This is a genomic window from Haemophilus haemolyticus (assembly GCF_001008275.1).
Lineage (GTDB): Bacteria > Pseudomonadota > Gammaproteobacteria > Enterobacterales > Pasteurellaceae > Haemophilus > Haemophilus haemolyticus_P.
Map to the genome: position 1 here is coordinate 1 of NZ_LCTH01000042.1, position 25,788 is coordinate 25,788.

At 39.1% G+C, this 25,788-nt stretch carries 28 protein-coding genes, 2 pseudogenes and 1 riboswitch; of the genes and pseudogenes, 6 read left to right on the forward strand and 24 right to left on the reverse strand.

Annotated elements, in window-relative coordinates; translation table 11 throughout:
* The 8 genes from rplB to ftsY form a co-directional block, all read right to left on the reverse strand.
* A partial coding sequence (gene rplB / locus AAX15_RS06700) for a 50S ribosomal protein L2 (protein ID WP_046939668.1) occupies window positions 1-537 on the reverse strand: 537 nt, incomplete at its 3' end.
* A gap of 17 nt (window positions 538-554) precedes the next feature.
* The gene (rplW, locus tag AAX15_RS06705) at window positions 555-854 is read right to left on the reverse strand and encodes a 50S ribosomal protein L23 (protein ID WP_005625900.1); all 300 of its coding nucleotides are present in this window, start codon (window positions 852-854) and stop codon (window positions 555-557) included.
* Window positions 851-1,453: a 50S ribosomal protein L4 gene (gene rplD, locus AAX15_RS06710; protein WP_005625901.1), complete on the reverse strand. Its 603-nt coding sequence runs from the start codon at window positions 1,451-1,453 to the stop codon at window positions 851-853. Before rplD ends, rplW begins: the two co-directional genes overlap by 4 nt.
* Before the next feature lie 15 nt (window positions 1,454-1,468).
* Window positions 1,469-2,095, reverse strand: a complete 627-nt coding sequence (gene rplC, locus AAX15_RS06715) for a 50S ribosomal protein L3 (RefSeq protein ID WP_005632753.1) — start codon at window positions 2,093-2,095, stop codon at window positions 1,469-1,471.
* A 16-nt stretch (window positions 2,096-2,111) separates the two neighbouring features.
* Complete coding sequence (gene rpsJ / locus AAX15_RS06720) at window positions 2,112-2,423, reverse strand: 30S ribosomal protein S10 (RefSeq protein ID WP_001181005.1); 312 nt, start codon at window positions 2,421-2,423, stop codon at window positions 2,112-2,114.
* A 319-nt stretch (window positions 2,424-2,742) separates the two neighbouring features.
* Window positions 2,743-3,675, reverse strand: coding sequence for a permease-like cell division protein FtsX (gene ftsX, locus AAX15_RS06725; RefSeq protein WP_046939671.1), 933 nt, complete (start codon window positions 3,673-3,675; stop codon window positions 2,743-2,745).
* A 9-nt stretch (window positions 3,676-3,684) separates the two neighbouring features.
* Window positions 3,685-4,341 (reverse strand): cell division ATP-binding protein FtsE, encoded by a 657-nt coding sequence (gene ftsE / locus AAX15_RS06730; RefSeq protein ID WP_005635730.1) that lies wholly within the window; start codon window positions 4,339-4,341, stop codon window positions 3,685-3,687.
* A gap of 18 nt (window positions 4,342-4,359) precedes the next feature.
* Window positions 4,360-5,706 carry a signal recognition particle-docking protein FtsY gene (gene ftsY, locus AAX15_RS06735; protein ID WP_046939672.1) on the reverse strand — a complete coding sequence of 449 codons (1,347 nt, stop codon included), beginning with the start codon at window positions 5,704-5,706 and terminating at the stop codon, window positions 4,360-4,362.
* Between the two features lie 96 nt (window positions 5,707-5,802).
* Here ftsY and rsmD point away from each other — a divergent pair, with 96 nt between their 5' ends.
* Window positions 5,803-6,384, forward strand: coding sequence for a 16S rRNA (guanine(966)-N(2))-methyltransferase RsmD (rsmD, locus tag AAX15_RS06740; protein ID WP_046939673.1), 582 nt, complete (start codon window positions 5,803-5,805; stop codon window positions 6,382-6,384).
* A gap of 10 nt (window positions 6,385-6,394) precedes the next feature.
* A complete protein-coding gene (trmL, locus tag AAX15_RS06745) occupies window positions 6,395-6,877 on the forward strand; it encodes a tRNA (uridine(34)/cytosine(34)/5-carboxymethylaminomethyluridine(34)-2'-O)-methyltransferase TrmL (protein WP_046939674.1) in 483 nt (160 codons plus the stop codon).
* Window positions 6,878-6,928: 51 nt separating this feature from the next.
* Here trmL and ribB read toward each other — a convergent pair whose 3' ends face one another.
* Window positions 6,929-7,576, reverse strand: coding sequence for a 3,4-dihydroxy-2-butanone-4-phosphate synthase (ribB, locus tag AAX15_RS06750; protein ID WP_046939675.1), 648 nt, complete (start codon window positions 7,574-7,576; stop codon window positions 6,929-6,931).
* A gap of 88 nt (window positions 7,577-7,664) precedes the next feature.
* Window positions 7,665-7,842: riboswitch (FMN riboswitch) on the reverse strand.
* Between ribB and nadR the strand changes: the two are divergent.
* Both nadR and AAX15_RS06760 read left to right on the forward strand, forming a co-directional pair.
* A pseudogene (gene nadR, locus AAX15_RS06755) lies at window positions 7,837-9,060 on the forward strand (multifunctional transcriptional regulator/nicotinamide-nucleotide adenylyltransferase/ribosylnicotinamide kinase NadR). It overlaps the preceding riboswitch by 6 nt.
* Window positions 9,057-9,737, forward strand: a complete 681-nt coding sequence (locus tag AAX15_RS06760; RefSeq protein WP_005635722.1) for a metallophosphoesterase family protein — start codon at window positions 9,057-9,059, stop codon at window positions 9,735-9,737. The pseudogene nadR and the gene AAX15_RS06760 overlap by 4 nt, the downstream one beginning before the upstream one ends.
* 61 nt (window positions 9,738-9,798) lie before the next feature.
* On the opposite strand, the gene AAX15_RS06765 is transcribed toward AAX15_RS06760, so the two are convergent.
* The 10 genes from AAX15_RS06765 to AAX15_RS06810 form a co-directional block, all read right to left on the reverse strand.
* The gene (locus tag AAX15_RS06765; protein WP_046939677.1) at window positions 9,799-11,469 is read right to left on the reverse strand and encodes a fructose-specific PTS transporter subunit EIIC; all 1,671 of its coding nucleotides are present in this window, start codon (window positions 11,467-11,469) and stop codon (window positions 9,799-9,801) included.
* Window position 11,470: 1 nt separating this feature from the next.
* A complete protein-coding gene (gene fruK, locus AAX15_RS06770) occupies window positions 11,471-12,412 on the reverse strand; it encodes a 1-phosphofructokinase (protein ID WP_046939678.1) in 942 nt (313 codons plus the stop codon).
* Between the two features lies 1 nt (window position 12,413).
* Window positions 12,414-13,913, reverse strand: coding sequence for a fused PTS fructose transporter subunit IIA/HPr protein (gene fruB / locus AAX15_RS06775; RefSeq protein WP_046939679.1), 1,500 nt, complete (start codon window positions 13,911-13,913; stop codon window positions 12,414-12,416).
* A gap of 70 nt (window positions 13,914-13,983) precedes the next feature.
* Window positions 13,984-14,514: a hypothetical protein gene (locus AAX15_RS06780; RefSeq protein ID WP_046939680.1), complete on the reverse strand. Its 531-nt coding sequence runs from the start codon at window positions 14,512-14,514 to the stop codon at window positions 13,984-13,986.
* Window positions 14,515-14,609: 95 nt separating this feature from the next.
* Entirely contained in the window at window positions 14,610-14,888 is a 279-nt protein-coding gene (gene vapD, locus AAX15_RS06785) for a virulence-associated protein VapD (protein ID WP_046939682.1), read from the reverse strand.
* An 8-nt stretch (window positions 14,889-14,896) separates the two neighbouring features.
* Window positions 14,897-15,088, reverse strand: a complete 192-nt coding sequence (locus AAX15_RS06790) for a DUF5397 domain-containing protein (RefSeq protein ID WP_005649350.1) — start codon at window positions 15,086-15,088, stop codon at window positions 14,897-14,899.
* 70 nt (window positions 15,089-15,158) lie between these two features.
* Entirely contained in the window at window positions 15,159-16,457 is a 1,299-nt protein-coding gene (gene paeA / locus AAX15_RS06795; RefSeq protein WP_046939684.1) for a polyamine export protein PaeA, read from the reverse strand.
* A 50-nt stretch (window positions 16,458-16,507) separates the two neighbouring features.
* On the reverse strand, window positions 16,508-17,032 hold the full coding sequence (locus tag AAX15_RS06800; protein WP_042593317.1) for a DUF1523 family protein: 525 nt from the start codon (window positions 17,030-17,032) through the stop codon (window positions 16,508-16,510).
* Between the two features lie 26 nt (window positions 17,033-17,058).
* Window positions 17,059-17,841, reverse strand: coding sequence for a YchF/TatD family DNA exonuclease (locus AAX15_RS06805; protein ID WP_046939687.1), 783 nt, complete (start codon window positions 17,839-17,841; stop codon window positions 17,059-17,061).
* A 38-nt stretch (window positions 17,842-17,879) separates the two neighbouring features.
* On the reverse strand, window positions 17,880-18,860 hold the full coding sequence (locus AAX15_RS06810) for a DNA polymerase III subunit delta' (RefSeq protein ID WP_046939689.1): 981 nt from the start codon (window positions 18,858-18,860) through the stop codon (window positions 17,880-17,882).
* 204 nt (window positions 18,861-19,064) lie between these two features.
* On the opposite strand from AAX15_RS06810, the pseudogene AAX15_RS06815 reads away from it, so the two are divergent.
* Window positions 19,065-21,148: pseudogene (locus tag AAX15_RS06815) on the forward strand (autotransporter outer membrane beta-barrel domain-containing protein); the annotation flags it as partial.
* Window positions 21,149-21,214: 66 nt separating this feature from the next.
* Here AAX15_RS06815 and tmk read toward each other — a convergent pair.
* The 4 genes from tmk to pyrR form a co-directional block, all read right to left on the reverse strand.
* Window positions 21,215-21,847 carry a dTMP kinase gene (tmk, locus tag AAX15_RS06820; RefSeq protein WP_046939690.1) on the reverse strand — a complete coding sequence of 211 codons (633 nt, stop codon included), beginning with the start codon at window positions 21,845-21,847 and terminating at the stop codon, window positions 21,215-21,217.
* A 16-nt stretch (window positions 21,848-21,863) separates the two neighbouring features.
* Window positions 21,864-22,910 (reverse strand): endolytic transglycosylase MltG, encoded by a 1,047-nt coding sequence (mltG, locus tag AAX15_RS06825; RefSeq protein WP_046939694.1) that lies wholly within the window; start codon window positions 22,908-22,910, stop codon window positions 21,864-21,866.
* A gap of 69 nt (window positions 22,911-22,979) precedes the next feature.
* Window positions 22,980-23,915 (reverse strand): peptidylprolyl isomerase, encoded by a 936-nt coding sequence (locus AAX15_RS06830; RefSeq protein WP_032828083.1) that lies wholly within the window; start codon window positions 23,913-23,915, stop codon window positions 22,980-22,982.
* A gap of 75 nt (window positions 23,916-23,990) precedes the next feature.
* Window positions 23,991-24,530 (reverse strand): bifunctional pyr operon transcriptional regulator/uracil phosphoribosyltransferase PyrR, encoded by a 540-nt coding sequence (gene pyrR / locus AAX15_RS06835; RefSeq protein ID WP_005686934.1) that lies wholly within the window; start codon window positions 24,528-24,530, stop codon window positions 23,991-23,993.
* Between the two features lie 131 nt (window positions 24,531-24,661).
* Here pyrR and mazG point away from each other — a divergent pair, with 131 nt between their 5' ends.
* A complete protein-coding gene (gene mazG, locus AAX15_RS06840) occupies window positions 24,662-25,453 on the forward strand; it encodes a nucleoside triphosphate pyrophosphohydrolase (protein WP_046939691.1) in 792 nt (263 codons plus the stop codon).
* Between the two features lie 48 nt (window positions 25,454-25,501).
* Here the strand turns inward: mazG and AAX15_RS06845 are convergent.
* On the reverse strand, window positions 25,502-25,788 hold a 287-nt coding region (locus tag AAX15_RS06845), incomplete at its 5' end, for a DUF535 family protein (protein ID WP_046939692.1).

Consider the following 25,788-nt stretch of genomic DNA (forward strand, 5'->3'; position numbering starts at 1 on the left):
GCCAGAACGTAAACGTAAAGTTACGTAGTTGCCTTCACGTGCGATGATTTGTACATAAGCACCAGCAGAACGAGCGATTTGACCGCCTTTACCTGGTTTTAATTCAACGTTATGTACTGTTGAACCAACTGGGATATTACGCATTGGTAATGAGTTACCCACTTTAATTGGTGAGTTTACGCCAGCTTGGATTTGATCGCCTACTGACAAACCTTTAGGTGCTAAGATATAACGGCGTTCACCATCTTTATAAAGCACTAAAGCAATGTTAGCAGAACGGTTTGGATCATATTCTAAACGCTCAACAACCGCTGGGATGTCTAACTTGTTACGTTTGAAATCGATTAAACGGTAGTGTTGTTTGTGACCGCCACCAATGTGACGAGTAGTAATACGACCATAGTTGTTACGACCACCAGTTTTAGATTTAGTATCTAGAAGAGGTGCGTAAGGTTTACCCTTGTGTAATTCAGGGTTCACGATTTTAACAACGTGACGACGACCAGCGGAGGTCGGCTTACATTTAACGATAGCCATTATCTAATTTCCTCCGATTACTCTGCACTGTCCACGAAGTCCAAGTTTTGGCCTTCGGCTAAAGTTACATAAGCTTTTTTCCAGTCGCTGCGACGACCCATTTTGCTACCACGGCGTTTAGTTTTACCTTTAACAACCACGGTACGAACAGAGTCAACTTTTACTTCAAATAATTGAGCAACAGCAGCAGCAATTTCAGCTTTGTTCGCATCTAAAGCAACTTTAAGTACAACAGTGTTAGATTTTTCAGCATTGTTAGTTGCTTTTTCAGAGATGTGCGGTGCACGTAGCACGCTTAGCAAACGTTCTTGACTCATGCTAGGATCTCCTCAATTTGTTTCACAGCGTCAACAGTAACAATCACTTTATCGAAAGCGATTAAGCTAACTGGATCGATACCTTGAACATCACGTACATCAACTTTATATAAGTTACGTGCTGCTAAGAATAGATTTTCATCTAAACTTGCTGTGATAATTAATGCATCTTCAACTGCTAAATCTTTTAATTTTTGTACTAAAACTTTAGTTTTTGGTGCATCTAATTCGAATTTCTCAACAACAACCAAACGGTCTTGACGGACTAATTCAGAAAGAATGCTTTTGATAGCACCACGGTACATTTTCTTGTTCACTTTTTGGCTGTGATCTTGTGGTTTAGCCGCGAAGGTTATACCACCAGAACGCCAGATTGGTGATTTGATATCACCAGCGCGAGCACGACCTGTACCTTTTTGACGCCAAGGTTTTTTACCTGAACCAGACACTTCAGCACGAGTTTTTTGCGCACGAGTACCTTGACGCGCACCTGCTGCATAAGCAACAACAACTTGGTGGATCAACGCTTCGTTAAACTCACGTCCGAAGGTAGTTTCAGAAACAGTTAGTGCGTTTGCACCTACAACTTGTAATTCCATCTCTATCTCCTAGACTTATGCTTTAACTGCTGGCTTAACGATAACATCGCCATTGATAGCACCAGGTACAGAACCTTTTACTAATAGCAATTTACGCTCAGCATCTACACGAACAACTTCAAGTGATTGAACAGTTACACGTTCAGCACCTAAATGTCCTGCCATTTTTTTACCTTTAAACACACGACCTGGAGTTTGGTTTTGACCAATAGAACCAAGTACACGATGTGATAAAGAGTTACCATGAGTCGCATCTTGAGTACGGAAGTTCCAACGTTTAACACCACCTTGGAAACCTTTACCTTTAGAAGTACCGGTAACATCTACTTTTTTAACATCTGCAAAGATGTCAACATTGATTTCTTGACCTAAAGTGAATTCTTCACCTTCAGTGCGAAATTCCCATAAACCGCGACCAGCTTCAACACCTGCTTTCACGAAATGGCCTGCTTCAGGTTTAGTTACACGATTCGCTTTTTTAGAACCAGTAGTAACTTGAACTGCAGTATAGCCATCGTTTTCAAGAGTTTTAACTTGAGTTACGCGGTTGGCTTCGATTTCGATAACGGTAACTGGTACTGAAACACCGTCTTCATTGAAGATACGGGTCATACCAACTTTACGACCGACTAAACCAATCATTGTAATAACCTCTTAATTAACCTAGGCTGATCTGCACGTCCACGCCGGCAGCCAAATCTAAACGCATTAATGCATCAACAGTTTTTTCTGTTGGCTCTACGATATCTACTAAACGTTTGTGAGTACGAATTTCGTATTGGTCACGTGCGTCTTTGTTTACGTGTGGAGAAATCAACACGGTGAAACGCTCTTTACGAGTTGGTAAAGGAATTGGACCACGAACTTGTGCACCAGTACGTTTAGCTGTTTCTACGATCTCCGCAGTAGATTGATCGATCAAACGGTGATCGAAAGCTTTTAAGCGGATACGGATTCTTTGGTTCTGCATTAGACCAGAGCTCCAATAAAATTTAGCTAATAAAAAACTAACACCAATCACAATTCTAACTTCAAAATAGAAAAGGAGGTGCAAGTTACCTGTTATATAGTCTCCAAATCGGAAACATTGTTTAGCGTGACATATCGTCATGCTCGTTTAATAAATGATTACATTAAACGGCTTTCATATTGAAAGCCCGCAAATACTACACAAAAGTTAAACAAATTGCAAGGGATTTATTCAAAGCAAATAAAAAGTGAGGTCATTTATCGCCGTATTTTCTCATCTAAAAACACTTAGAAAAATCACCGCACTTCACATATTAAAATTATAGATGGTTATCTAATAACGTAATATGTCGTTTTGCTACAATCCACGCACCAACATATCCCATAATTAAACAGCACACTAATAAGAATACAAATTCGCCAACGCCTAATCCATTCAAACTGAATTGGACGGCAAAAATATCTGTTACATATTTCACTGCAGAAGTAAAATAGCTGATAATAAAGCTACTAAAAATTGCTGCAACTAACCCGCCTAACACGACATAAATCATCCCTGTATAAAGATAAGGACGAAGAATAAATTGATCTGTTGCACCAAGCAATTTCATCACATCAATACTTGATCGGCTACTATACACATCAGAGCGAATACTGTTACCAATAACCAAAAATACCGCTATCGTCATTAATACAGTACAGAAAATTGCCACATGGGCGATTAACCAAGAAAGTGCGGTTAATTTTTCCATCCAACCGTTATCTAAGCGAACTTCTTGTACCCCTTTAATTTTAGTTAAATTGATACGTAACTCCTCACGTTTTTCTGAAACATTAAATTCGCTCGTTGGTTTTACCATGACGACCGCAGGTAATGGATTATCATCTAGAATTTCTAATTCTTCACCAAAGCCAGACCAACTTTTAAATTCCTTTAAACTTTCTTGACGAGAGACATAATTCAGTGATTCCACCCCCTCTTGTTGACGGATTTTCTCTACCACTAAATTCGCGTCTTCTTCACTTAAATTTTTGTGAAGATAAATCGTCAATTCACTTTCCGGATAAAATTGAGTGGTTGCTAAATGTAAATTTTTCCACATTAAATAGCTCACGGTTGGTATCGTCAGAGAAACAGCGATCACCAAAATCGTGAGTAGCGTACCGAATTTACGTTGCCATAAATCCGTCCATACCGCACGCAAAGTATAGGCTGTTTGAACAAAAAAGGATGCATCCGTTGGTCGGCTCATGATTATTCCTTAATAACGTAAATAACCTTGTTCAAGTACAAGACAAGGTTTTGGTTTTTGTTGAATTAAATTAATGTCGTGAGTAGCAATTAACACTGTCATTCCTAGACGATTAAATTCTTCAAACAAATTAAAAATGCCTAAAGAAAGTTCATCGTCTAAATTACCCGTTGGTTCATCTGCTAGTAAGAGCTGAGGTTTATGTACAATCGCACGCGCAATATCAACGCGTTGCTGCTCCCCTCCAGAAATTTGTGGTGGCAAATAGTGGGCTTTATTACGCAATCCTACACGATCTAAAGATGCCATCGCACGTGTATGCGCATCTTTTGGATGCATACCCGCAATAATCAATGGCAATGCCACATTTTCCACCACTGTACGATCTGTTAATAAACGATAATCTTGGTGAACCATACCAATTTGGCGACGCAGAAATGGAATTTCATATTTTGACAAGCGAGTAATATCGTGTCCGTTAAACCAAATTTGACCCGCGTTGGCTTTTTCCATTCCCATAATAAGCTTGAGTAATGTACTTTTCCCTGCGCCTGAATGCCCAACTAAGTAAGTCATACTTCCCACTGGAAGATGAAAATTCAAGCCCTGTAACGCTGGCTGCGTTGCACCATGATAGGCTTTAGAAACATTTGAGAACTTAATCACAATTTTTCCTTATTCTTTTTATTCTTCTTCATGAACGAATAATGCCTCAATAAATTCTTTAGCATTAAACTCACGTAAATCTTCAATTTTCTCGCCTACACCGATATAGCGAATAGGCAACTTAAACTGATCGGCTATGGCAAAAATCACGCCGCCTTTTGCTGTGCCATCTAATTTAGTTAGAGAGATCCCTGTTAAACCCACAGCCTCATTAAATAACTTCGCTTGGCTAATGGCATTTTGTCCCGTTCCAGCATCCAGCGTAAGCATAATTTCATGTGGCGCAGTTTCGTCATATTTTTTCATAACACGAACAATTTTTTTCAGTTCGTCCATTAAGTTATTTTTATTTTGTAAACGACCCGCCGTATCCGCAATAAGAATATCAATATTGCGTGCAGCCGCTGATTGCATCGCATCAAAAATCACCGATGCAGAATCAGACCCAGTGCTTTGCGCAACAACTGGAATATGATTACGCTCGCCCCAAACTTGAAGCTGCTCAACAGCCGCCGCACGGAAAGTATCACCCGCCGCTAGCATCACAGATTTTCCTTCAGCCTGAAATTTACGTGCTAGCTTACCAATTGTCGTCGTTTTACCCACGCCATTTACGCCCACCATTAAAATCACATAAGGTTTCTTTGTAGTATCAATCACAAGAGGCTGGGCCACTGGCTCAAGAATATCAGCCATTTCTACTTTTAATTGTTGATATAGAAGCTCGGCATCTTGTAATTCTTTGCGACTCGCATGCTCAGTCAAATTTTTGATGATTTTACTTGTTGTCGGCACGCCAATATCCGCAATCAAAAGTTGTTCTTCTAATTCTTCAAACAACTCATCATCAATTTTCTTTCCTAAGAAAAAACTACGAAAACCTGCACCTATATTTTGTTTAGTTTTCAGTAATCCCTTAACTAAACGACTAAAAAAGCCCCCTTCACTTGGCTTTTCGCGAGTTTCAATTTCAACAACAGGCTGAAGCTCATCTTTAATATCTTCAACAATTTCAGATTCAACCACGGTTTCTGTAATCGGAAGGTCATCTTCTAAATTTTTCGCTTCGATGATTTCTTCGACCGGCTCAAGTGCGGTTGAAATTTCCTGTATTTTTTCTTCTTCAACTATTTCATTCGTTTCAATACTTTCGACTAAAAACGACTCAGAATCCACCGCACTTTCTACTGTTTCTGATGCAGACGGTTCTTCAACTAAATCATGAGTTTCAAGTTTTTCAATAGATGGCTCGACATCTTTAATCTTTTCTTCTTCAATTTTCGGCTCAATTTTAGGTTCATCGTGCTTTTTATTACGCCCAAATAACGATGCCCAAAATCCGCCTTTTTTATTTTCTTCAGCCATAAAATGCTCTCTTAACTGTAATCCGATAAAAATGTTGTTCATTCTAGCAAAAAATCGTCTAAACTAAGCACAATTTTCAATAAAAATCGAATCTTTATGAAAAAAATACAAACGCCAAATTCAAAGGGCGAGGTTCGCATTATTGCTGGGCTATGGCGAGGGCGAAAACTTCCAGTATTAAATTCAGAAGGCTTACGCCCAACTGGAGATAGAGTGAAAGAAACGCTTTTTAATTGGTTAATGCCTTATATCCATCAGTCTGAATGTTTAGATGGCTTTGCGGGGAGTGGCTCATTAGGTTTCGAAGCACTTTCTCGCCAAGCGAAAAAGGTGACTTTTTTAGAACTAGATAAAATCGTCGCCAATCAATTAAAAAAGAATTTACAAACGCTCAAATGCTCATCAGAACAGGCCGAAGTGATTAATCAAAGTAGTTTGGATTTTCTAAAACAGCCACAAAATCAACCGCACTTTGATGTGGTGTTTTTAGATCCACCCTTTCATTTTAATTTGGCAGAACAAGCAATTAACTTGCTTTGTGAAAATAATTGGCTAAAACCCAATGCGTTAATTTACGTAGAAACAGAGAAAAATAAACCGCTCATCACTCCTGAAAACTGGACGTTATTGAAAGAAAAAACAACGGGAATGGTGAGTTATCGTTTATATCAGAATTAGAGAGAAAATTATGTTAGATATTGTTTTATATGAACCAGAGATCCCACAAAATACCGGTAACATTATTCGCCTTTGCGCCAATACAGGATTTCGCTTGCACTTAATTGAACCCCTAGGTTTTACCTGGGATGATAAACGCTTACGCCGCTCAGGTTTGGATTATCACGAATTTGCAGAAATCAAACGTCACAAGACTTTTGAAGCCTTTTTAGAAAGCGAGAAACCCAAACGTCTCTTTGCACTTACAACAAAAGGTAGTCCAGCACATAGCCAAGTGAAATTTGAACTTGGTGATTATTTAATGTTTGGCCCCGAAACTCGCGGCATTCCAATGTCAATTTTAAATGAAATGCCGATGGAACAAAAAATCCGTATTCCAATGACAGCCAATAGTCGCAGTATGAACTTGTCTAATTCGGTCGCTGTAACGGTTTATGAAGCTTGGCGACAATTAGGCTATGAAGGTGCAGTAAATTTACCAGAAACAAAATAAACAAAAAAGTTCGGTGAAAAATCATAGAAATTTTCACCGCACTTCTTCATTTTAAATATTATGTGCTAAACGATATTCAACTAAATCTTCAATGGTTAGCACGGAATAACCAAATTTTTTCGCAAATTCTACAATCTCAGGGGCGCGAGCCATTGTGCCATCATCGTTAGTAATTTCACAAATAACGCCTGCTTCTTTAAATCCTGCTAAACGAGCTAAATCAACGGAAGCTTCAGTATGTCCGCGACGGGTAAGTACGCCACCATTTGCTGCACGAAGTGGGAAGACATGGCCTGGACGATGTAAATCTGTTGGAACTGCATTATCTGCAATCGCCGTTTGAATAGTGGTTACTCGGTCTGCGGCAGATACGCCAGTAGACACACCTTTCGCGGCTTCAATCGTCACCGTAAAAGCTGTTTTGTTTACGCTATTATTGTGTTCTACCATTGGCGGTAAATCGAGTTGTTGGCAACGTTCATCGGTAATACATAAACAAACGATACCACTGCCATAACGAATTAATTTTGCCATTTGTTCTGGCGTGATTGTTTCTGCTGGGAAAATTAAATCGCCTTCATTTTCACGATCTTCATCATCTAAAACTAATACGCCATTTCCATGTTTAAAAGCATTAATTGCATTAAGTACGCGTTCTTCAGCGGTGTTGCCGAATGGAGATAAAATTGACTGATTCATAGTAATTTCCTAATTTGAGATTTCAATTAAATACCAGAATCAGGGCTGAGAAATGCAAATAAAATGAACGATTTGGGAACCCAACTCGTTTTATTCTCTTTCATCCAGACTTTACTGTCGGCTTTGGAATTTCACCAAATCTGCTGACTTTAAAAGTGAAAATCAGGACAATTTAGCTGGAAAAATTTGCCAAAAATTGACCGCACTTTTAAACGCTCGTGGGCTTTACCACCGGTAGGGAATTTCACCCTGCCCTGAGAATGCACGCTAAGTATAGCGCAAAATACCTAGGCACTAAATCAGAACGTGAAAAATATTTTCATTTAGCCTACAATGAACGCACTCAATTCTTACGCTATTAAGAGCGGATTATGTCAAAAGCAAAAGAGAAAAAAGTCGGTGTCATTTTCGGGAAATTTTATCCCGTGCACACAGGCCATATAAATATGATTTATGAAGCGTTCAGTAAAGTCAATGAACTACACGTTATCGTGTGTAGTGATACAGAACGCGATTTGAAATTATTTTACGATAGTAAAATGAAACGTATGCCAACCGTGCAAGATCGTTTACGTTGGATGCAGCAAATTTTCAAATATCAAAAAAATCAGATTTTTATTCATCATTTGGTTGAAGACGGTATTCCAAGTTATCCAAATGGCTGGCAATCTTGGAGTGAAGCAGTTAAAACGCTATTTCATGAAAAACATTTTGAGCCTTCAATTGTATTTAGTAGCGAACCTCAAGATAAAGCGCCTTACGAGAAATACTTAGGTTTAGAAGTGTCGTTAGTCGATCCTGACCGCACTTTCTTTAATGTGTCCGCAACCAAAATTCGTACGACGCCATTCCTATATTGGAAATTTATTCCGAAAGAAGTTCGTCCTTTCTTTGCCAAAACTGTGGCAATTTTAGGGGGAGAAAGCAGTGGTAAAAGCGTGCTGGTTAATAAGTTAGCTGCCGTATTTAATACCACTTCTGCATGGGAATACGGACGTGAATTTGTATTTGAAAAACTGGGTGGTAATGAGCAAGCGATGCAATATTCAGACTATCCGCAAATGGCTCTTGGTCATCAACGATACATTGATTATGCCGTACGCCATGCACATAAAATTGCATTTATTGATACGGATTTCATCACCACGCAAGCGTTCTGCATTCAATATGAAGGAAAAGCCCACCCATTTTTAGACTCAATGATTAAAGAATATCCTTTTGATGTCACTATTTTGCTGAAAAATAATACTGAATGGGTGGATGATGGCTTACGTAGCTTAGGCTCACAAAAGCAGCGCCAACAATTTCAACAACTGCTCAAAAAACTGTTAGATAAATATAAAGTTCCTTATATAGAGATTGAATCGCCAAGTTATCTTGATCGCTATAACCAAGTTAAAGCAGTCATTGAGAAAGTGTTAAATGAAGAAGAAATCAGTGAATTACAAAATAGTCCATTTGTTATAAAAGGAAAACATCAATGATCTTATTTGCCGGTGATCCACACGGAAGCTACGATCATATTTACCCTTTTGTGAGAGAACAGGAAAATGTCGCACTCATAATTTTAGGCGATTTACAGCTCACCACAACAGATGAGTTGGATAAACTCGCACAACATTGTGATATTTGGTTTATTCATGGAAATCATGATAGCAAAACAATTAGTGCTTTTGATGCGATTTGGGGCTCTGAATGGCAATCACGGAATTTACACAATCGCGTAGTTGATATTCAAGGCACACGCATTGCGGGATTAGGCGGTGTATTCCGCGGGCAAATCTGGATGCCGCCAAATCGCCCCATGTTTTTTGATCCTATTCATTATTGCCAATATAGCCCACAGGAGAAAATCTGGCGAGGCGGTGTGCCTTTACGTCATCGCACGTCAATTTTTCCATCAGATATTGAAATCTTAGAAAACCAACAAGCGGATGTGTTGATTTGTCACGAAGCCCCTAAACCACATCCGATGGGTTTCCAAGTAATCAATGATTTAGCAATCAAGATGGGGGTTAAGCAAGTATTCCACGGACATCATCACGAAAACTTTACTTATCGAACGAAGTATCCCTACAAGATCACGAATGTAGGTTTTCGTAGTCTTGCTGACGCAGAAGGAAATTATTTGCTACAAACGATCGACGATCGTGAAAAATAAATCTCTTCCAAAACAAAAGCCGATTCACTTGAATCGGCTTTTTTACATTCAAAGTGCGGTATTATTCCGCATTGTTTTTCGATTTAATAATGGCGTAAACCACACCTGTTGATAAAGCACCAATCGCAATTGCTCCAAGATATTTCAATGGCTCAGATACAAATGGAATGACAAATAATCCGCCGTGTGGGGCTTGTAATGTAATATTTAATCCCATTGAAATCGCACCAGCCACTGCACCACCAATCACAGAGCTAATAATGACACGAATTGGATCTGCGGCCACAAATGGTAATGCACCTTCGGAAATAAAACATAAACCAAGAACGAATGATGCTTTCCCCGCATCGCGTTGGCTAACGGTGAATTTATTGCGAGCAATCCAAGTCGCCACTGTCATGCCAATTGGTGGAACCATACCCGCGGCCATTGCCGCAGCCATTGGCGTATAAACTTGGGAAGCAATTAAGCCAACCGAAAAAGTGTACGCTGCTTTATTTACCGGTCCGCCCATATCGATACACATCATTGCGCCGATAATTGCGCCTAACACAATCGCATTCACTTCTCCCATTGAAGTAAGCCAATTACTTAGCTCTTTCATAATTTCAGCCACTGGTGGATTGATGAGGTAAATCATCGTCAAACCAACAATCATCGAACCCAAGAGCGGTAAAATTAAAATCGGTTTTAATGAAGTCAGGCTTGCTGGCAATCGAATAATCACGTTCAGCCCTTTCACCACATAGCCCGCTAAGAAACCCGCAATAATACCGCCAAGAATCCCTGCGCCCGCTTCACTTGCCAGCATCCCAGCAATCAAACCAACTGCAAGCCCTGGACGATCAGCGATAGAAAATGCAACGTAACCAGCAAACACGGCAATCATTAACTTGAACGCCACACCACTACCGATATTCATCAACATATTTGGAAGATCTTGCAAAATCCCAGTATTTTCAATCACATTAAAACTGAACATAAAGGAAATCGCGATCAACAATCCACCCGCAACCACTAACGGTAACATATGAGAAACGCCAGTCATCAAGTGTTTGTACACACCTTTTTTCTCACGGCTTTCTTCTTTCGATTCCGCATTATTTCCACCATCAAAAATTTTGGCTTCTTTAAATGCTTTATTAAATTCTTGCTCGGTTTTCTTCAGGGCTAATCCTGTTGAAGTACGGTACATTGGTTTACCTTTAAATTTATCTAAGGGCACATCAATATCTGCTGCAACAAATACCAAATCAGCCGCAGCAACTTCTTCTGCCGTAATTTCATTGCCAGCCCCAACTTGACCACGGGTTTCAACTTTTACATTCCAACCTTGTTTTTTCGCATAGGCTTCAATCGCTTCGGCTGACATAAACGTATGTGCAACCCCAGTTGGACAAGCAGTTACCGCAACAATATTTTTTACACCAGAAACACCTGTAAAATTCACCGCACTTTTCGGAGCAACATAATCTGCCCCATTCGCTAAGGCATTTGCCAGCGTGACTTCAGGAGAAATCATGGCGATAGCTTCGCCGATAATAAAGACTTTTTTACTAACTAAAGCGGGGTTATTTGGTAAGACAGAACCAAATACGAGAACAAGATCTGCTTCGGCTGGTGTTTCTACAATAGAAACATTTGCTTTTTGCGCAGCCGCTCGAAAAACTTCATGTAATAAATAGGCTTTCGCATCACCTACATTAGCTGATTGGGTTAAAAATAACTTCATACTATCCTTCAATCATCGTTATTTGTACTTTTTCTAAAATGGGGTCAAGTAAACTCAAATCACTCACACCGACGTTACTTTGAGACACAGCAAAAGCGGACACAGCCGTAGCAAAAGCTAAGGTTTCTGATTTCGATAAACCTTTTTCAAAACCATGGATTAAGCCTGCTACCATGGAATCCCCTGCCCCAACGGTACTCACTACATTTTCACATTTTGCTGGTTCGGCTTTGAGCACGCCTTCATTATTAACCCATAAAGAACCTTTTGCGCCCATTGAAATAATCACGTTTTCAATGCCTTCCGCTTTGAGTTGCCTTGCTGCCGTAATAATTTCTTCAAGACTATTTAATGGATGACCAACCCAAGCCTCAAGTTCTCGATGATTGGGTTTTACTAGCCAAGGTTTCGCTTTTAATCCAGCGGTGAGCGCAGCATTGCTACTATCAAGCACCACTTTTACACCAGCTTTATGAAGCTGACTCAACCAATCAGCAAATAATTCGGGAGATACACCTCGAGGTAAACTGCCACAAACTGCGACAATGTCATAATCTAAACAATAAGCCAAAGAATCAGTCACAAATTGTTGCCAAATTTGTGGATTTATTTGATACCCCAAGAAATTTAAATCTGTCACATCAGCTTCGGTTTCAGTAATTTTTACATTGATACGCGTTTTGCCATCAACACGGTGAAATTTATCTTCCAAACCGTGCTTATTAAACATTTGCTCAAAATCAGCTGAATTATCCTCGCCCAAGAAACCTCCTACTGCGACATCAACGTCTAAATCTTTTAGGACTTTTGCGACATTAATGCCTTTCCCTGCAGGAAATAAGCCAAGGGTTTCTACGGTATTTACTTCACCAAGTTGGATACGAGTTAAACGTCCGACTAAATCATAGGCGGCATTTAAGGTAATTGTTACGACGCTTGCCATACTATTCCCCTAAACCCGATTCAATCACAGCGCCGATTCCGTCAATAGCTTGTTGCGCTTCATCGCCCGTCGCAACAAAACGTAAGCGAGTCCCTTTCACCACGCCTAATGCCACAATTTTCATCAAACTTTTAGCACTCACTAATTGAGAATTACGATCAAGATTCTGAACCGCCACAGAGGCATTATATTTTTTCACTTCGTTTACCAATACTGCACTTGGGCGAGCGTGCAAACCGTGTTCGTTCTTAATTACAAATACTCCCTCAATAGCATTTGCTGGCAAGTTATGATCTTCGCTTACCGCTGGTGCGTGAATTTGTTCCCCCATAATCTCAATGGTATCTGGTTCAGATGGTGGCACTGCAGAAACATTCTCGCCCAAACCATCAGCAATCGCTTTGCCCAATGATTCAATCGCTTGTTTGGCATCTTCTCCTTCAGCCACAAAACGTAAGCGATGTCCTTGCGTTACACCGAGCGCAACAATCTTCATCAAACTTTTTGCGCTAACAACTTCACTTTCACGAGTAAGATTTTGCACAGTAATTTTCGAAGTAAATTTTTTCACTTCATTAACCAAATTTGCACTTGGGCGTGCGTGTAAGCCGTGTTCATTACGAATCGTAAAAGTTCCTACAACAGCACCTTCTACAGATTGAGCTTCAACCTCATTCTCTGAACCCAAAAGTGCGGTCAAAATTTCTGTCGAATTACCATTGAGCAAGGTTGTTTGGACATCGTCATCTAATAAACGCGCTAAAGTTGGATTAATTTGATCACTGACGGCTGCAACAGTTATCACGCCTTTTACGGCTTTGCCATTGTGGCTAAAAATTGTTTTAGCACGACTAAATGCTAAGGCATTTTTCACATTTCCTACGACAGAATCCGTTACCCATAACCCTTTGCCAAGCGGTAATGCCGCATTATTAATCACCTCAGAAATAAAGCGATTTTCTACCGCACTTTGCACCTGTAATTGCCCCGCATTAATCGCAACTAAAGTTAATAAACTTTGGGTATCTACATCTAAACTGATATTAGCAGCAGGAATTTCAAATGGCTCAATTGTCTCACCCATTAAAATCGCCCTAAATTCAGCAACATCCGTCATTTTTGCTAATTTCGCTGCGGTATCTTCATCACTCAAAACGTGAGTAAGTTGACGTAACAAGGACAAATGCTCATCAGATCGCGCCGCAATACTAATCACGACATAAGCAATATTGCCTTCGCCCCATTCTATACCTTGAGGAAATTGAAACACTTGCACACCCGTTTTCTTTACCATCGAACGAGTATCCAAGGTGCCATGAGGAATAGCGATGCCATTGTCTAAAAAGGTTGAGGTTTGCTGTTCACGCGCTAACATTCCTTGTAAGTAACCATTTTCCACATTATCTGCTTGGACTAATGCGGACGCTGCCATTTCAATCGCTTGTTGTTTATTAGCTGCGTTAGCATTTAAATGAATGTTGCTTTCCGAAAGTTCTAACATTCTTGCTCCTTAATAATTTAAAAATAAAGCTGCTGGTGAAATAAATCGACCAGCAGCTTTTGAAAAACAATTATTTAGATGTACAGGCTTTCAGCAGTGTTTCACTACCTTGCGCAATATATTCATCATTTTCACCGCGCTCTTTACCTTTTTGCAAATCACGCATCGCATCATAAATACCTTGAGTCATGCTTTGCGAATCCACTTTTTCCCAACAATTTGCGTTCAAACGTTTAAGGTTCGCTTGCAATGCTTCTGCATGTAACACGCCGCTATAATAAGCATATACATCAGAATCATGTCCGCCTGTATAAAGTTTATCCTGAATTTGTTTCACCGGAACTAAAATACGGCCTAAATACCAGTCATTCGCACCACTTGCAAAATTATCTACAAAGAAATTTTCATTCACGCGACCTTTATATGTCGCTATAGTCGCTTCATAAGCAGCCGCATAGGATTTCTGATCGATTTTATCCTTATCTAAATCAATCACTTTTTTATCCTTTCCCATAAATGGAACATAGTTAGCAACAGACGACCAAGAAGAACAACCTGCCAACATTAACGTAAAAAATAAAACAGAGATTTTTTTAAACATCGTCATACCTAATTGAGAATCAAGAAAAACGCAGCCATTATACTGGCTGCGTGGGATTAAGCAAGGAAGCCTGTAAGGCTCATCTAAGCAAATGCTTAATTTCGTATAAAATCAGTAAAGTCAGACCATTGCTCAATACGAAAAGCGCGAATATCTCGTACGGACTGAGAAATCCACGCCAACTGTTTTAGCGCATTCATTGCCTGAAAAAGATTTGCCATATCTTCATTCGTATTGGTATATAAACTTCCTTGTGTTCTAACAAAACCAAATTTTGCTAAAACCACGCCAATGTCTGTATAAGCCTGCTGAACACCCTTTGGATGATGATCTTGAGTGTCTTTTACAACTAAATCAAAAGCAATCGCGTACATAGTTTTCCTTATTCAGCTTCGGGATCTTCAAGTAGGTGAGATAAGCGATAAATGTCTTTTTCACCAGATTGTAACAATGTGATATTCACCAGCACATCACCATCCGGCAAAAATTCCGCAACCTCGCCAACCACATAAGGCACGCCAAATTGCCCGAATTGTTTAATACAGCCTGTTGGAATTTGTTGTCTTAGTTCCATATTTAACCTCATATTTTTATGGTTTTATAACATAATTTTGTAGAGAAATGGATAAAAATTTACCGTACTTCTACTCCTGCTCTTTTACTAAAGACACCAAAATCTGATCGATTTTAAAGTTTTCCGTATCAATCACTTCAAACTTGTATTTTCCGTAAACCACAGAATCAGTTTTTTTCGGGATTTTACGTAACATATACATCATAAAGCCACTGATGGTTTCGTAATTTTCTTCATCTGGGAAAGATTCAATATCTAACACTCGTGTCACATCTTCTAATGGCGTTGCGCCATCAATAAGCCACGAGTTTTCATCACGGCTAACAATATATTCTTCTTCGTTAGAAACCAATTCCCCCATGACAATACTCATCACATCATTTAGCGTAACAATACCTACTACAAGGGCATATTCATTCACAATAATCGCAAAATCTTCACCGGTAGATTTAAACAATTCCAACACTTCGTAAAGAGAAAGCGTATCAGGCACAAATAATGCTTTACGGAGTAGTTTAGGATCAGTCAGCACCACATTTTCATTCTGCAAATACATGGTGAGCAACGTATGGGATTCGACATAACCTAAGATTTTGTCGAGGCTATTGTCACAAATCACGATTTTAGAATGAGAATCACGAGAAAGCGTATCCATGACCTCTTGGCGAGAAAAAGTGCGGTCTAAATACACGATATTTTCACGGGTTGTCATGGTGGAAGTCACTGTACGTGATTGCATATCGAAAATGTTTTCAATGAGATAATGCTCTTGAGTTTTTAATATACCAGCTTCTGCCCCCGCTTCAACTACGGCGAAAATATCTTCAGACGTCATACCATCTTCACGCACAGTGGAAATACGAAATAAGCGGAAAAATACATTAGCAAGCGTATCAAAAAAACATACAAGCGGCTTAAACACAAACATACTGAAATTCATAATGCTGACAACGCGCAACGCCACCATTTCAGGATAAGTAATGGCAATACGTTTTGGAATAAGATCAGCAAATAAGATAAAGAAACAAGTCACTAATATAAAAGCGATTGTAGAGGCGGTTGGCTCAATCCAACTTCCTTCAAAAGAACGATTTAAAATATCTGCAATGTAAGGACTTAACGCACTTTCGCCAATTCCCCCACCCAAAATCGCCACCATATTCAAACCGATTTGAACCACCGTAATAAAACGACCAGGATGCTCTTGTAATTTAAGCACTTGAAGCGCACGCACGTCGCCTTCGTTCGCAAGAGATTGCAATTTTAACTTGCGAGAACTCGCCAGAGAAATTTCAGCAGAAGAAACAACTGCACTACTTAAAATTAAAGCCACAATCGCTAAAATAGTATGAAATAATTCCATAATCATTACTCAAAAATATAAAAGAAAACGACCGCACTTTGCGGCCGTTTGGGAGATTACTTGTCGCTGTCAAACCAGCCGCGAATAAATTGGATAGACAAAAATAATGTCGCCAGCAAGAATACATATAAAATCCACGAAACAATCGGATTGCTTGGTGTATCATCAGCAGTCATTTCTTTAATTGAAGTTGCATTGCGATATTCATCCATCATCGTAATACGCCAACCATAGTATTTAATTTGCACAAGTTTGTTGTCATTACCCAAAGCCTGCGCTTCAGCTTGTAAATTGGCTGAACCAAATTTGAAGTAGAACGGGAAACCCCAACGCGTATCTTCATTGCGATACACCATAATTTTGCCATCGTCATTTTGCGTATTGATGTAATACACATCACGTGTTGGGCCATCAGCTGGATTCGATTTTGTGATTGGCCCATCTTTATCAACACGTTTAACTTCTACGCCAGTAACACGTGTCACATCATAATGGGGGAACACATAATTCACTACGGAAAACATAAAACCGTGGAATAAAAAAACAACAATAAATAAGAAATATTTAAAAAACTTTCGCATACTTTTCCCTTGTCAGAACTGTGCATTTATTCTACACGAATTTTAAATAAACGCTCGAAATTTTGTGTAGTGATTTGAGCAAACGCCTCTGCAGAAACGCCTTTTAGGGTTGCCACGTATTCACAGACTTCTCTCGTATAAGCTGGTTGATTTTCTTTTCCTCGATAAGGCACTGGCGCAAGATAAGGCGAATCCGTTTCAACCAATAAGCGATCCGTTGGCACATAACGAATAATCTCACGAATCGCTTCAGCATTTTTGAACGTTACAATACCAGAACAAGAAATGTAAAAGCCTAAATCCAACGCTTTTTTCGCAAATTCCATGGTCTCCGTAAAACAATGAATAACGCCACCGCACTTTTCAGCATGGTGTTGGCGTAACATTGCAATGGTGTCATCGCCTGCAGAACGTGTATGAATAATTACAGGCTTATCTAATTGGTTTGCAATATCGATTTGGCTGCCAAACACCGCTTGTTGTGCTGCTTTATTGTCTGCACTGTAATAATAATCTAAGCCAATTTCGCCAATCGCAATCACTTTCGGATCTTGCGCCAAACGCAATAAGCGTTCTGCGTCATAAGGTTCTTCTTCAAAATCCAGTGGATGCACACCGCAAGCAAGGGAGACATTATTAAATTCACGTAAAGAGTCATAAGCCTGCTCAAAACGGCTTAAAGTCACACCAATGGCGAGCAAATGTTTCACATCACGTGCGCGCGCTTTTTCCACCACATCTGCGATATTTTTGTGTAAATTTTCATAATCCAACGCATCTAAATGACAGTGAGAATCAACAATAAACATAATTATTTTCCTAATTTGTACCTTGGGTAAATTGATAATTAACCCTTAAACACTTCTGTAACTAATCTGGTCAAGCCATCTAATAGCATCAATTCAACATTCACGCCATTAATCGTCAGCAAATCTGACCGCACTTTTTGCATAATTTTAATGGCTTGTAATAAACCAAGAGCAGTTTGCTCGTCGCTGAATTGTTCGATACCACGCCCGAGATCAGCCACTTGTCGATAGCTATTAATTTCAAGTTTCTGTTTTAAACAATCGGAAAGAAAAGCCAAAATCCAATCCACTTGCTGAACATAGCGTTCTTTATCAAACAACGGAAGTAATTCCAATGGCGAACGTCGGCGATAGAACACCCAAAATTGACGCAAGAAGTTTTTACGCTGTTCAATCAGCCCTTGTTGTAAAGTTTCTAAGGCTAAAAGCGGTCGTCCAAGATTCATCGCAAGTGCGGTCAAAATTTCCTGATTTTCTGCCGCACTTTCTGATTTCAACCAATCAAGAGCCATTTGTTCATTAGGCACGGACAGATTCCACACTTGGCATCGACTATAAATGGTTGCTAATAAACTTGCTGAACTATCCGTCTGAAGTAAAAAATAAGTATTTGGACGAGGCTCTTCCAATGTTTTCAATAACGCATTAGCAGCCGCTTCCGTTAAACGTTCCGCACCTTGCACATACACCACTTTATTACCGTTTTGTTGTGCGTGTTGAGCAACCATTTCATTAATATCGCGCACTTGATCGACGCCAATATCCTTGCCGTCAATAGGGCTTAATTCATGATAATCTGGATGGCTATGGGCCTGCATTAAATGACAAGAATGGCATTGACCACAAGGTTTATCGCCTTGAGCCGCACACATTATTTTCTGTGCAAGTGCATTAAATAAACGTTCCACGCCTAAACCAGCATCCGCTTTAATCAGCACAGCATGATGCCCCAAACCTTCGTTAAAGGTTTGAGCAATTTGATGATAAATTGGCATTAGCCAAGGGTAAAGTGCGGTCATTTTTCCTGAAATTTTTGTAAATAACGAGGGCAATTATACACATTTTCAAACTGGCTTGACAAAATAGCAAAAAGCAAACGTTTACTTTTAATAAATAAGAAATAAATAGAGAAAATTTGAACCAAATGGCATTTTTTGTTCAGTTTTATGCTAAAATCCACGCCCCATTTATTTTACTTGACAAAGGAAAATTTATTATGAAACTCGAAGCAAGCAAGCAAGCAAGCAAGCAAGCAAGCAAGCAAGCAAGCAAGCAAGCAAGCAAGCAAGCAAGCAAGCAAGCAAGCAAGCAGAAGTTTAGTTTAGTCTATTTCTTATTGATAGCATTTTTATTTATTCCATATTCTGTTAGCGGTGAGCCTAAATATGTTCGAGAATATTTTGTCAAAGAAAGAGGACTTCAGTATCTTGGAGAGGGAAGTGGTGCTTCCGTATTCTATTCATTAAAAGATATGCTTGATCGAAATTCTGTAGCTTGGAGTCCTGTTCCTAAACAAATTATTGATTATATAACAAATGCTGAAACCTGCTATTTTTCACAACCAGATTCCCCTAAAGATGATTGTGGACTATTTGGTAGCAATACTTATGAAAAAAAATGGTTCCTTACTGATTTTTCAGAGAAAAAATATATGGCAGAAAAAGAAGGGGAGTGGTATGATTTTAATGCACCATATGCGAAACATTTTCTTCACCCCTTCCGAGAAGATATTCCTTTTTATAGTGAAAGTGAAAAGCAGTATAATTTACCCGTTTTGTATCGATCTTATCTATATGATAACGATGAAGCAGGAAAAACAAGCCGACCATTAAATGCGTTAATCAATAACAGGGTATATGATTTTAATGTACTTGCTATTGACAACTATCGATTTAAGTTTCCAGGTGAAACAAGAGGATTGACTCTCACAGTGAAAAACCAAAGTGAAGTGCGCGGCGCCACCCTTCAGTTATTAAAAATGGTTTTACAAGATTCTCTTTGGGAGCCACGCTTTGACTCTGATGTACATCACTTAGAGACACAAAATGCCAATATTCGCTTTAATAGCACAAATACAAGATTAACCGTGCATGAAAATTATCAGGGTGACGGCTCTCGCTTTTTCATTAAATTTAATCCAAAAGAAGCAACTCAACCTGTTTTAACCTTTGATAAAGATGTGACAGGAACGTCTAATATCATTTTTGAAACACCAATAGAAGACTTAAAAAGCCTAGACGGGCATCAAATTATCAAAGTAAATGGCACAGCAGATAAACGCGCATTCCGTCTTTCTGGTAAACACCAAAAGGGAATTTATACACTCTCTTTACAACAACGCCCAGAGGGCTTTTTTACCAAAGTGCAAGAACGCGATGATATTGCGATTTATGCACAACAAGCTCAGGCGGCTAATACCCTATTCAATTTGCGTTTAAATGATAAATATAGCGATATTTTTGACCGCACTTTACCACGCAAAGGCTTGTGGTTGCGTTTAATTAGCGGTCACTTAAGCCAAGATGTACAAGGTAAAACCGCGCCAGTAGAAGGAAATCGTAAAGGTATACAACTTGGTGGCGATGTTTTCTCCTTACAGAATCAAGACTACCAACTTTCCTTTGGTTTAATGGGTGGACAAGCAGAACAACGTAGTACTTTTCGTAATCCAGATACAGACAATCTTACAACAGGAAATATGAAAGGCTTTGGTGCGGGCATTTATGCCACTTGGCATCAACTTCAGGACAAACAGACAGGTGCGTATGTTGATAGCTGGATGCAGTATCAACGTTTCCGCCACCGTATTAACACTGAAGATGGCACAGAACGTTTTACTTCAAAAGGTATTACTGCCTCAATTGAAGCAGGTTACAATGCTTTATTAGCAGAACACTTAACAGGGAAAGGGACTCAAATTCGTTTTTACCTACAACCACAGGCACAATTAACCTATCTTGGTGTAAATGGCGGCTTAACCGATAGTGGCAATAGTAAAGTAAATTTACTTGGCTCTCGCCAATTACAAACTCGAGTTGGCGCACAAGCTAAAGCGCAATTTACTTTCACTAATGGTGTCATTTTCCAACCATTTGTTGCCGTCAATTCAATTTACCAACAAAAACCTTTCGGCGTGGAAATAGATGGTGAACGTCGAGTGATAGACAATAAAGCGACAATTGAAAGTCAATTAGGTGTAGCAGTGAAAATCAAATCTCACTTAACTTTACAAGCAACATTCAATCGCCAAACAGGCAAACATCACCACGCTAAACAAGGTGCGCTGAATTTACAGTGGACGTTTTAAGTTTAGTAGTAACAAAATAAAATCGGCAGAAAAATTCTCTGCCGATTTTTTATTCTGAAAGTGCGGTCATTTTTCGTTTGATTTCCACCAATTTTTTACCGCACTTTCAATATCAGCTTGAACAAGTTCAATACTTTGCTCAGCATTAATCACCACAGCTTTGGGATTATCTTTTACTAATTCTAAATAGCGTGCTCGAGTGCGATGGAAAAAATCCAAATCCATTTGCTCAATACGGTCTAACTCGCCACGTCCACGAGCTCGAGCTAAACCGACGCTCGGATCTATATCCAAATAAATCGTGAGATCTGGCTCAAAATTGCCTAATACGGTTTCTTTCAAAGTAAGCATAAAATGCGGGTCTAATTGACGTCCACCACCTTGATATGCCTGAGATGACATATCGTGACGATCACCTACCACCCATTTTCCTTGCGTTAAAGCAGGTTTAATCACATTTTCCACCAACTGAATACGTGCTGCATAAAGCATTAATAACTCTGCTTTCGCTGTCACAGGTTCTTCAGTTTCATGTTTGATGAGATGACGTAATTTCTCAGCCAGTGGCGTTCCGCCCGGTTCGCGCGTAAACACGACATCTTGAATACCGAGTTCATGCAAAACTCGCACAACAGATTGATGGGCGGAGCTTTTCCCCGCGCCTTCCAAACCTTCAATGACAATAAATTTTCCTTTCATATTTTCTTCCGCACTTTTATTTGGTATTTTTTTGGTTGCGATACCAACGTAAATATTCTTGCACTGCTTTATTATGCTCATTCAGATTACGAGTAAATTTATGGCCGCCGCTGCCATCGGCAACAAAATAATAAAAGTCCGTTTTCGCTGGATGCGCCACAGCCTGCAAAGCACTTTCACTCACCATCGCAATCGGTGTTGGTGGTAGCCCCTCAATCATATAGGTATTGTAAGGAGTTATCGTTTCCAAATCTTTCTTACGAATATTACCGGTATAGCTCTCACCCATTCCATAAATCACCGTTGGGTCAGTTTGTAGTTTCATATTAGCTTTTAAACGGTTAATAAATACCGAAGCCACTTGTGGACGCTCCTCTGCAATCCCCGTTTCTTTCTCCACAATAGAAGCCAAAATCAGCATCTGATACGGATCCGCTAATGGGAGATTTTCATCGCGCTCATTCCACGCTTTATCTAAGGCTTTTTGTAAACGAGTAGCTGAACGTTTTAATAATTCAAGATCAGTCGAGTTTGGCGTGTAGTTATAGGTATCTGGATATAACCACCCCTCCATGTTATTCCATTCGTAAACGGCTTTTGCAACGGCTGGAATATCCAATAACGCCATAATTTCTTTATCACTTTTACCTTGCAAGGTTTGTTTTAAGTGCGGTGCATTTTCAAGATCTTTTCGCCAATCCTTGAAGGTTTTTCCTTCAATCCATTTTACATTGAACTGAACTTCTTTACCTGAATTGAGCAAATCGAGTAAATTTTGCATAGTTTTAATATTCTCAAGGGAATAAGTGCCTGCTTTTATTTTATTTAGCTCAGGTTTCAACTTCAGCAAATAAGGTAATAATTTCCCATCATCAATTAACTTTTCTTGCTCAAAAAGTGCGGCTAATTTTGAACCTGTTGTGCCACGTTCAATTGTTAAAAGTTGATCTGCCTGCACATTTACTGGTGTTTTTACAAATTCAGTAATTTTGTAATAACCAAAACTCGCCGCGCCCGCTAAAATCAAAATTAAAAGTAAAATCGCAATTAAAAATTTCTTCATAAGATATAAGAAAGAGAAAATAAAAAACAACAAAAGGGGCAATTAAGCCCCTTTCTTTTAAACATTAAATCATTTATTAAAATATTGAATATCCGCAGTTTTACGTAATGCTTTTACCCAATCTTTATTTGCGTCTTGTAACTGACTGTTCACCAAATGTTCATAGGCTTTTTGCGTATAAGCATCCGCCGTGCGGTCACCATCTCGAGTGCCTGTTACTTCCAAAATATGCCAACCGAACTCAGTTTTAAATGGTGCAGAAATTACACCTTGTTTACTTTGTGCAACAGTCTGTGCAAATTGTGGTGCGTAACTTTCTGGGAACGCATAACCTAAACTACCGCCATTCGCACCGGATAAATAATCTTTCGAATATTTTAAAGCCGCGTCTGCAAAAGTCATTTTGCCCGCAATAATATCAGAGCGAATTCTTGTTAATTCAGCTTTGGCCTGTGCATCATTTAACATCGGGTTAAGTTTTAACAAAATATGACGAACTTCGTATTCTTTACCCGTTACTTTTTGTGCTGTGCCTTGCGATTTTGCCTCATCTAACATTTTTTGACCAAGCGCAACAACTTCTTCACGCGTCACCGCAACGCTTTCATTGATCGCTTTATTACGCACCGCACCCATCATCATTTGATTGGCAATTTGTTGACGAAATGTATTTAATGAAATGCCTTGATAATCTAACGCATCCAAAAACTGACCGTAAGTTAAACCATTTCTTGCCGCAGTATCTTCCACAACACGATCGATTTCACGAGGATCAATTTTTACACCAGATTCTTGAATCGCTTTTTGCACCAAAAGATCATCAATAATTTTATCAAGTGCACTTTGGCGATCGCCTTTTTTACCCATATTTGCACGAACTTGGCTTTCTAAAATAGGAATGCCATCTACTGTTGCGACAACGCGTTCTCCTGCTTGAGCCATAGAAGTAAAAGCAACACAACCTAAAGTAGCCAATAAAAAAGATTTTAGAATAAATTTTTTCATTTTCATCTCATAAAAAAAGAGTCAATAACGTTGGTTAGAGTAACAATTCTATTGAAGGTTCACAAGAGATAAGATTTATTTCCCTAGAATAGCAACTTCGTAACAGCCATCTTGTTTTTCAGTGCGAACTTGTACAAGCTCATCACGGCTTGTTGGCACATTTTTACCTACGTAATCAGCACGAATTGGTAATTCACGATGCCCACGGTCAACAAAAATAACTAATTCAATTTTTGCAGCACGACCAAAATCAGTGAGTGCATCCATTGCCGCTCGAATGGTTCGACCAGTAAACAAGACATCATCAACCAAAATGATGGTTTTATCTTGAATATTCAAATATTGTGATGAACCACTATAAACTGGCATTTTATCTTCCTGATCAACCAAAGTTAAATCATCGCGATAAAAGGTGATATCCAGTTCCATTGAAGGTAAATTTATACCACTTAATTCTTCAACTCGACGTTGTAATAATTCTGCAATTTCCGCGCCACGGCGTTTAATCCCAACAATCACAAGATCATCTAACGTTTGATGTTTTTCAATAATTTCGTGAGAAATACGCGAAATCGTGCGAAGAAAACGATCATGGTCGATAATAATTTTTTCCATTTTTCCCAGCTTTATCAATAATATTTTAATGCGCAAAGTATAAAGAAAATACGCCTAAAAAGCGACGGTATTTGCACCATTTTTCTTGTTCGTTATACTATCCAAAACATTCCATCAAAGGAAATAAAATTATGCGCTACTCCATTCAAGATTTTATTCAACTTATTGCCCAACTTCGTAATCCAAATGGCGGATGCCCTTGGGATTTAAAACAAAATTATGAATCAATGATTCCTTGCTTAACGGAAGAAACTTACGAGGTAATCGAAGCAATTGAGAAAAAAGACATACCAAATTTACGCGAAGAATTAGGGGATTTATTGTTGCAAGTCGTTTTCTTCAGCCAGCTTGCAACGGAAGATAAATACTTTACTTTTGACGATGTATTGCAAGATCTTGCTGAAAAAATTGTGCGCCGTCATCCTCACGTGTTTGGCGATGCAAAAGCGGGGGATGAAACAGAAGCTCTTTCCCGTTGGAACGAAATGAAAGCCAAAGAAAAACAAGGTAAAAGTGCAGAAACCTCTATTTTAGATAATATACCTCGTGCTTTGCCTTCTCTTATGCGAGCAGCAAAATTACAAAAACGTTGTTCAAAAGTAGGCTTTGATTGGGAAGAAATTTCACCCGTATTTGACAAAGTGCGGGAAGAATTAGAAGAAGTTCAAGTTGAAATTAACCGCACTTCGATTGAACAAAATAAAGTGGAAGAAGAAATCGGCGATTTATTGTTCGCAACGGTCAATCTTGCTCGTCACTTAAAATGTGATCCTGAAGATGCATTGCGGAAAGCAAATTTAAAATTTGAACGTCGTTTTCGAGCAGTAGAACAAGCGGTTCAACAACAAGGTAAGCAAGTTAATGATGTGCCACTGATTGAATTAGATTTGTTGTGGGATGAAGTGAAAAAACAAGAAAATTAATTGAAAAGTGCGGTAAAAATTTCTCTCATTTTTACCGCACTTTCTTCGTTAAAGTTGCTGAATATCCAGTGCCATTTGGTCTAACATTTCATAACGTTTACGATACATAGAACGTTTTTTACTTGCGATATCTTCTAATTGTTTGCGTTCAATATCTAAAGGTAATTGCCAATAATCATGGCGATATTTCCCTTGGTTCTCTTGCCAGAACTCATCGTAATTAAACAAAATCTTACTGCGCGCAGAAAGACGATATTTTCCTTGTGCTTTGTGCGGAATGCCCACTAACTCACATTGCCATTTTTCAGCGAGCACTTTGAACGCATTGACTAACA

What these genes read in the sequence shown, in the direction of transcription:
- rplW (WP_005625900.1), bottom strand. Translation starts at nt 854, where the DNA reads ATGAGTCAAGAACGTTTGCTAAGCGTGCTACGTGCACCGCACATCTCT.
- rplD (WP_005625901.1), bottom strand. Translation starts at nt 1,453, where the DNA reads ATGGAATTACAAGTTGTAGGTGCAAACGCACTAACTGTTTCTGAAACT.
- rplC (WP_005632753.1), bottom strand. Translation starts at nt 2,095, where the DNA reads ATGATTGGTTTAGTCGGTCGTAAAGTTGGTATGACCCGTATCTTCAAT.
- rpsJ (WP_001181005.1), bottom strand. Translation starts at nt 2,423, where the DNA reads ATGCAGAACCAAAGAATCCGTATCCGCTTAAAAGCTTTCGATCACCGT.
- ftsX (WP_046939671.1), bottom strand. Translation starts at nt 3,675, where the DNA reads ATGAGCCGACCAACGGATGCATCCTTTTTTGTTCAAACAGCCTATACT.
- ftsY (WP_046939672.1), bottom strand. Translation starts at nt 5,706, where the DNA reads ATGGCTGAAGAAAATAAAAAAGGCGGATTTTGGGCATCGTTATTTGGG.
- rsmD (WP_046939673.1), top strand. Translation starts at nt 5,803, where the DNA reads ATGAAAAAAATACAAACGCCAAATTCAAAGGGCGAGGTTCGCATTATT.
- trmL (WP_046939674.1), top strand. Translation starts at nt 6,395, where the DNA reads ATGTTAGATATTGTTTTATATGAACCAGAGATCCCACAAAATACCGGT.
- ribB (WP_046939675.1), bottom strand. Translation starts at nt 7,576, where the DNA reads ATGAATCAGTCAATTTTATCTCCATTCGGCAACACCGCTGAAGAACGC.
- AAX15_RS06760 (WP_005635722.1), top strand. Translation starts at nt 9,057, where the DNA reads ATGATCTTATTTGCCGGTGATCCACACGGAAGCTACGATCATATTTAC.
- AAX15_RS06765 (WP_046939677.1), bottom strand. Translation starts at nt 11,469, where the DNA reads ATGAAGTTATTTTTAACCCAATCAGCTAATGTAGGTGATGCGAAAGCC.
- fruK (WP_046939678.1), bottom strand. Translation starts at nt 12,412, where the DNA reads ATGGCAAGCGTCGTAACAATTACCTTAAATGCCGCCTATGATTTAGTC.
- fruB (WP_046939679.1), bottom strand. Translation starts at nt 13,913, where the DNA reads ATGTTAGAACTTTCGGAAAGCAACATTCATTTAAATGCTAACGCAGCT.
- AAX15_RS06780 (WP_046939680.1), bottom strand. Translation starts at nt 14,514, where the DNA reads ATGTTTAAAAAAATCTCTGTTTTATTTTTTACGTTAATGTTGGCAGGT.
- vapD (WP_046939682.1), bottom strand. Translation starts at nt 14,888, where the DNA reads ATGTACGCGATTGCTTTTGATTTAGTTGTAAAAGACACTCAAGATCAT.
- AAX15_RS06790 (WP_005649350.1), bottom strand. Translation starts at nt 15,088, where the DNA reads ATGGAACTAAGACAACAAATTCCAACAGGCTGTATTAAACAATTCGGG.
- paeA (WP_046939684.1), bottom strand. Translation starts at nt 16,457, where the DNA reads ATGATTATGGAATTATTTCATACTATTTTAGCGATTGTGGCTTTAATT.
- AAX15_RS06800 (WP_042593317.1), bottom strand. Translation starts at nt 17,032, where the DNA reads ATGCGAAAGTTTTTTAAATATTTCTTATTTATTGTTGTTTTTTTATTC.
- AAX15_RS06805 (WP_046939687.1), bottom strand. Translation starts at nt 17,841, where the DNA reads ATGTTTATTGTTGATTCTCACTGTCATTTAGATGCGTTGGATTATGAA.
- AAX15_RS06810 (WP_046939689.1), bottom strand. Translation starts at nt 18,860, where the DNA reads ATGACCGCACTTTACCCTTGGCTAATGCCAATTTATCATCAAATTGCT.
- tmk (WP_046939690.1), bottom strand. Translation starts at nt 21,847, where the DNA reads ATGAAAGGAAAATTTATTGTCATTGAAGGTTTGGAAGGCGCGGGGAAA.
- mltG (WP_046939694.1), bottom strand. Translation starts at nt 22,910, where the DNA reads ATGAAGAAATTTTTAATTGCGATTTTACTTTTAATTTTGATTTTAGCG.
- AAX15_RS06830 (WP_032828083.1), bottom strand. Translation starts at nt 23,915, where the DNA reads ATGAAAAAATTTATTCTAAAATCTTTTTTATTGGCTACTTTAGGTTGT.
- pyrR (WP_005686934.1), bottom strand. Translation starts at nt 24,530, where the DNA reads ATGGAAAAAATTATTATCGACCATGATCGTTTTCTTCGCACGATTTCG.
- mazG (WP_046939691.1), top strand. Translation starts at nt 24,662, where the DNA reads ATGCGCTACTCCATTCAAGATTTTATTCAACTTATTGCCCAACTTCGT.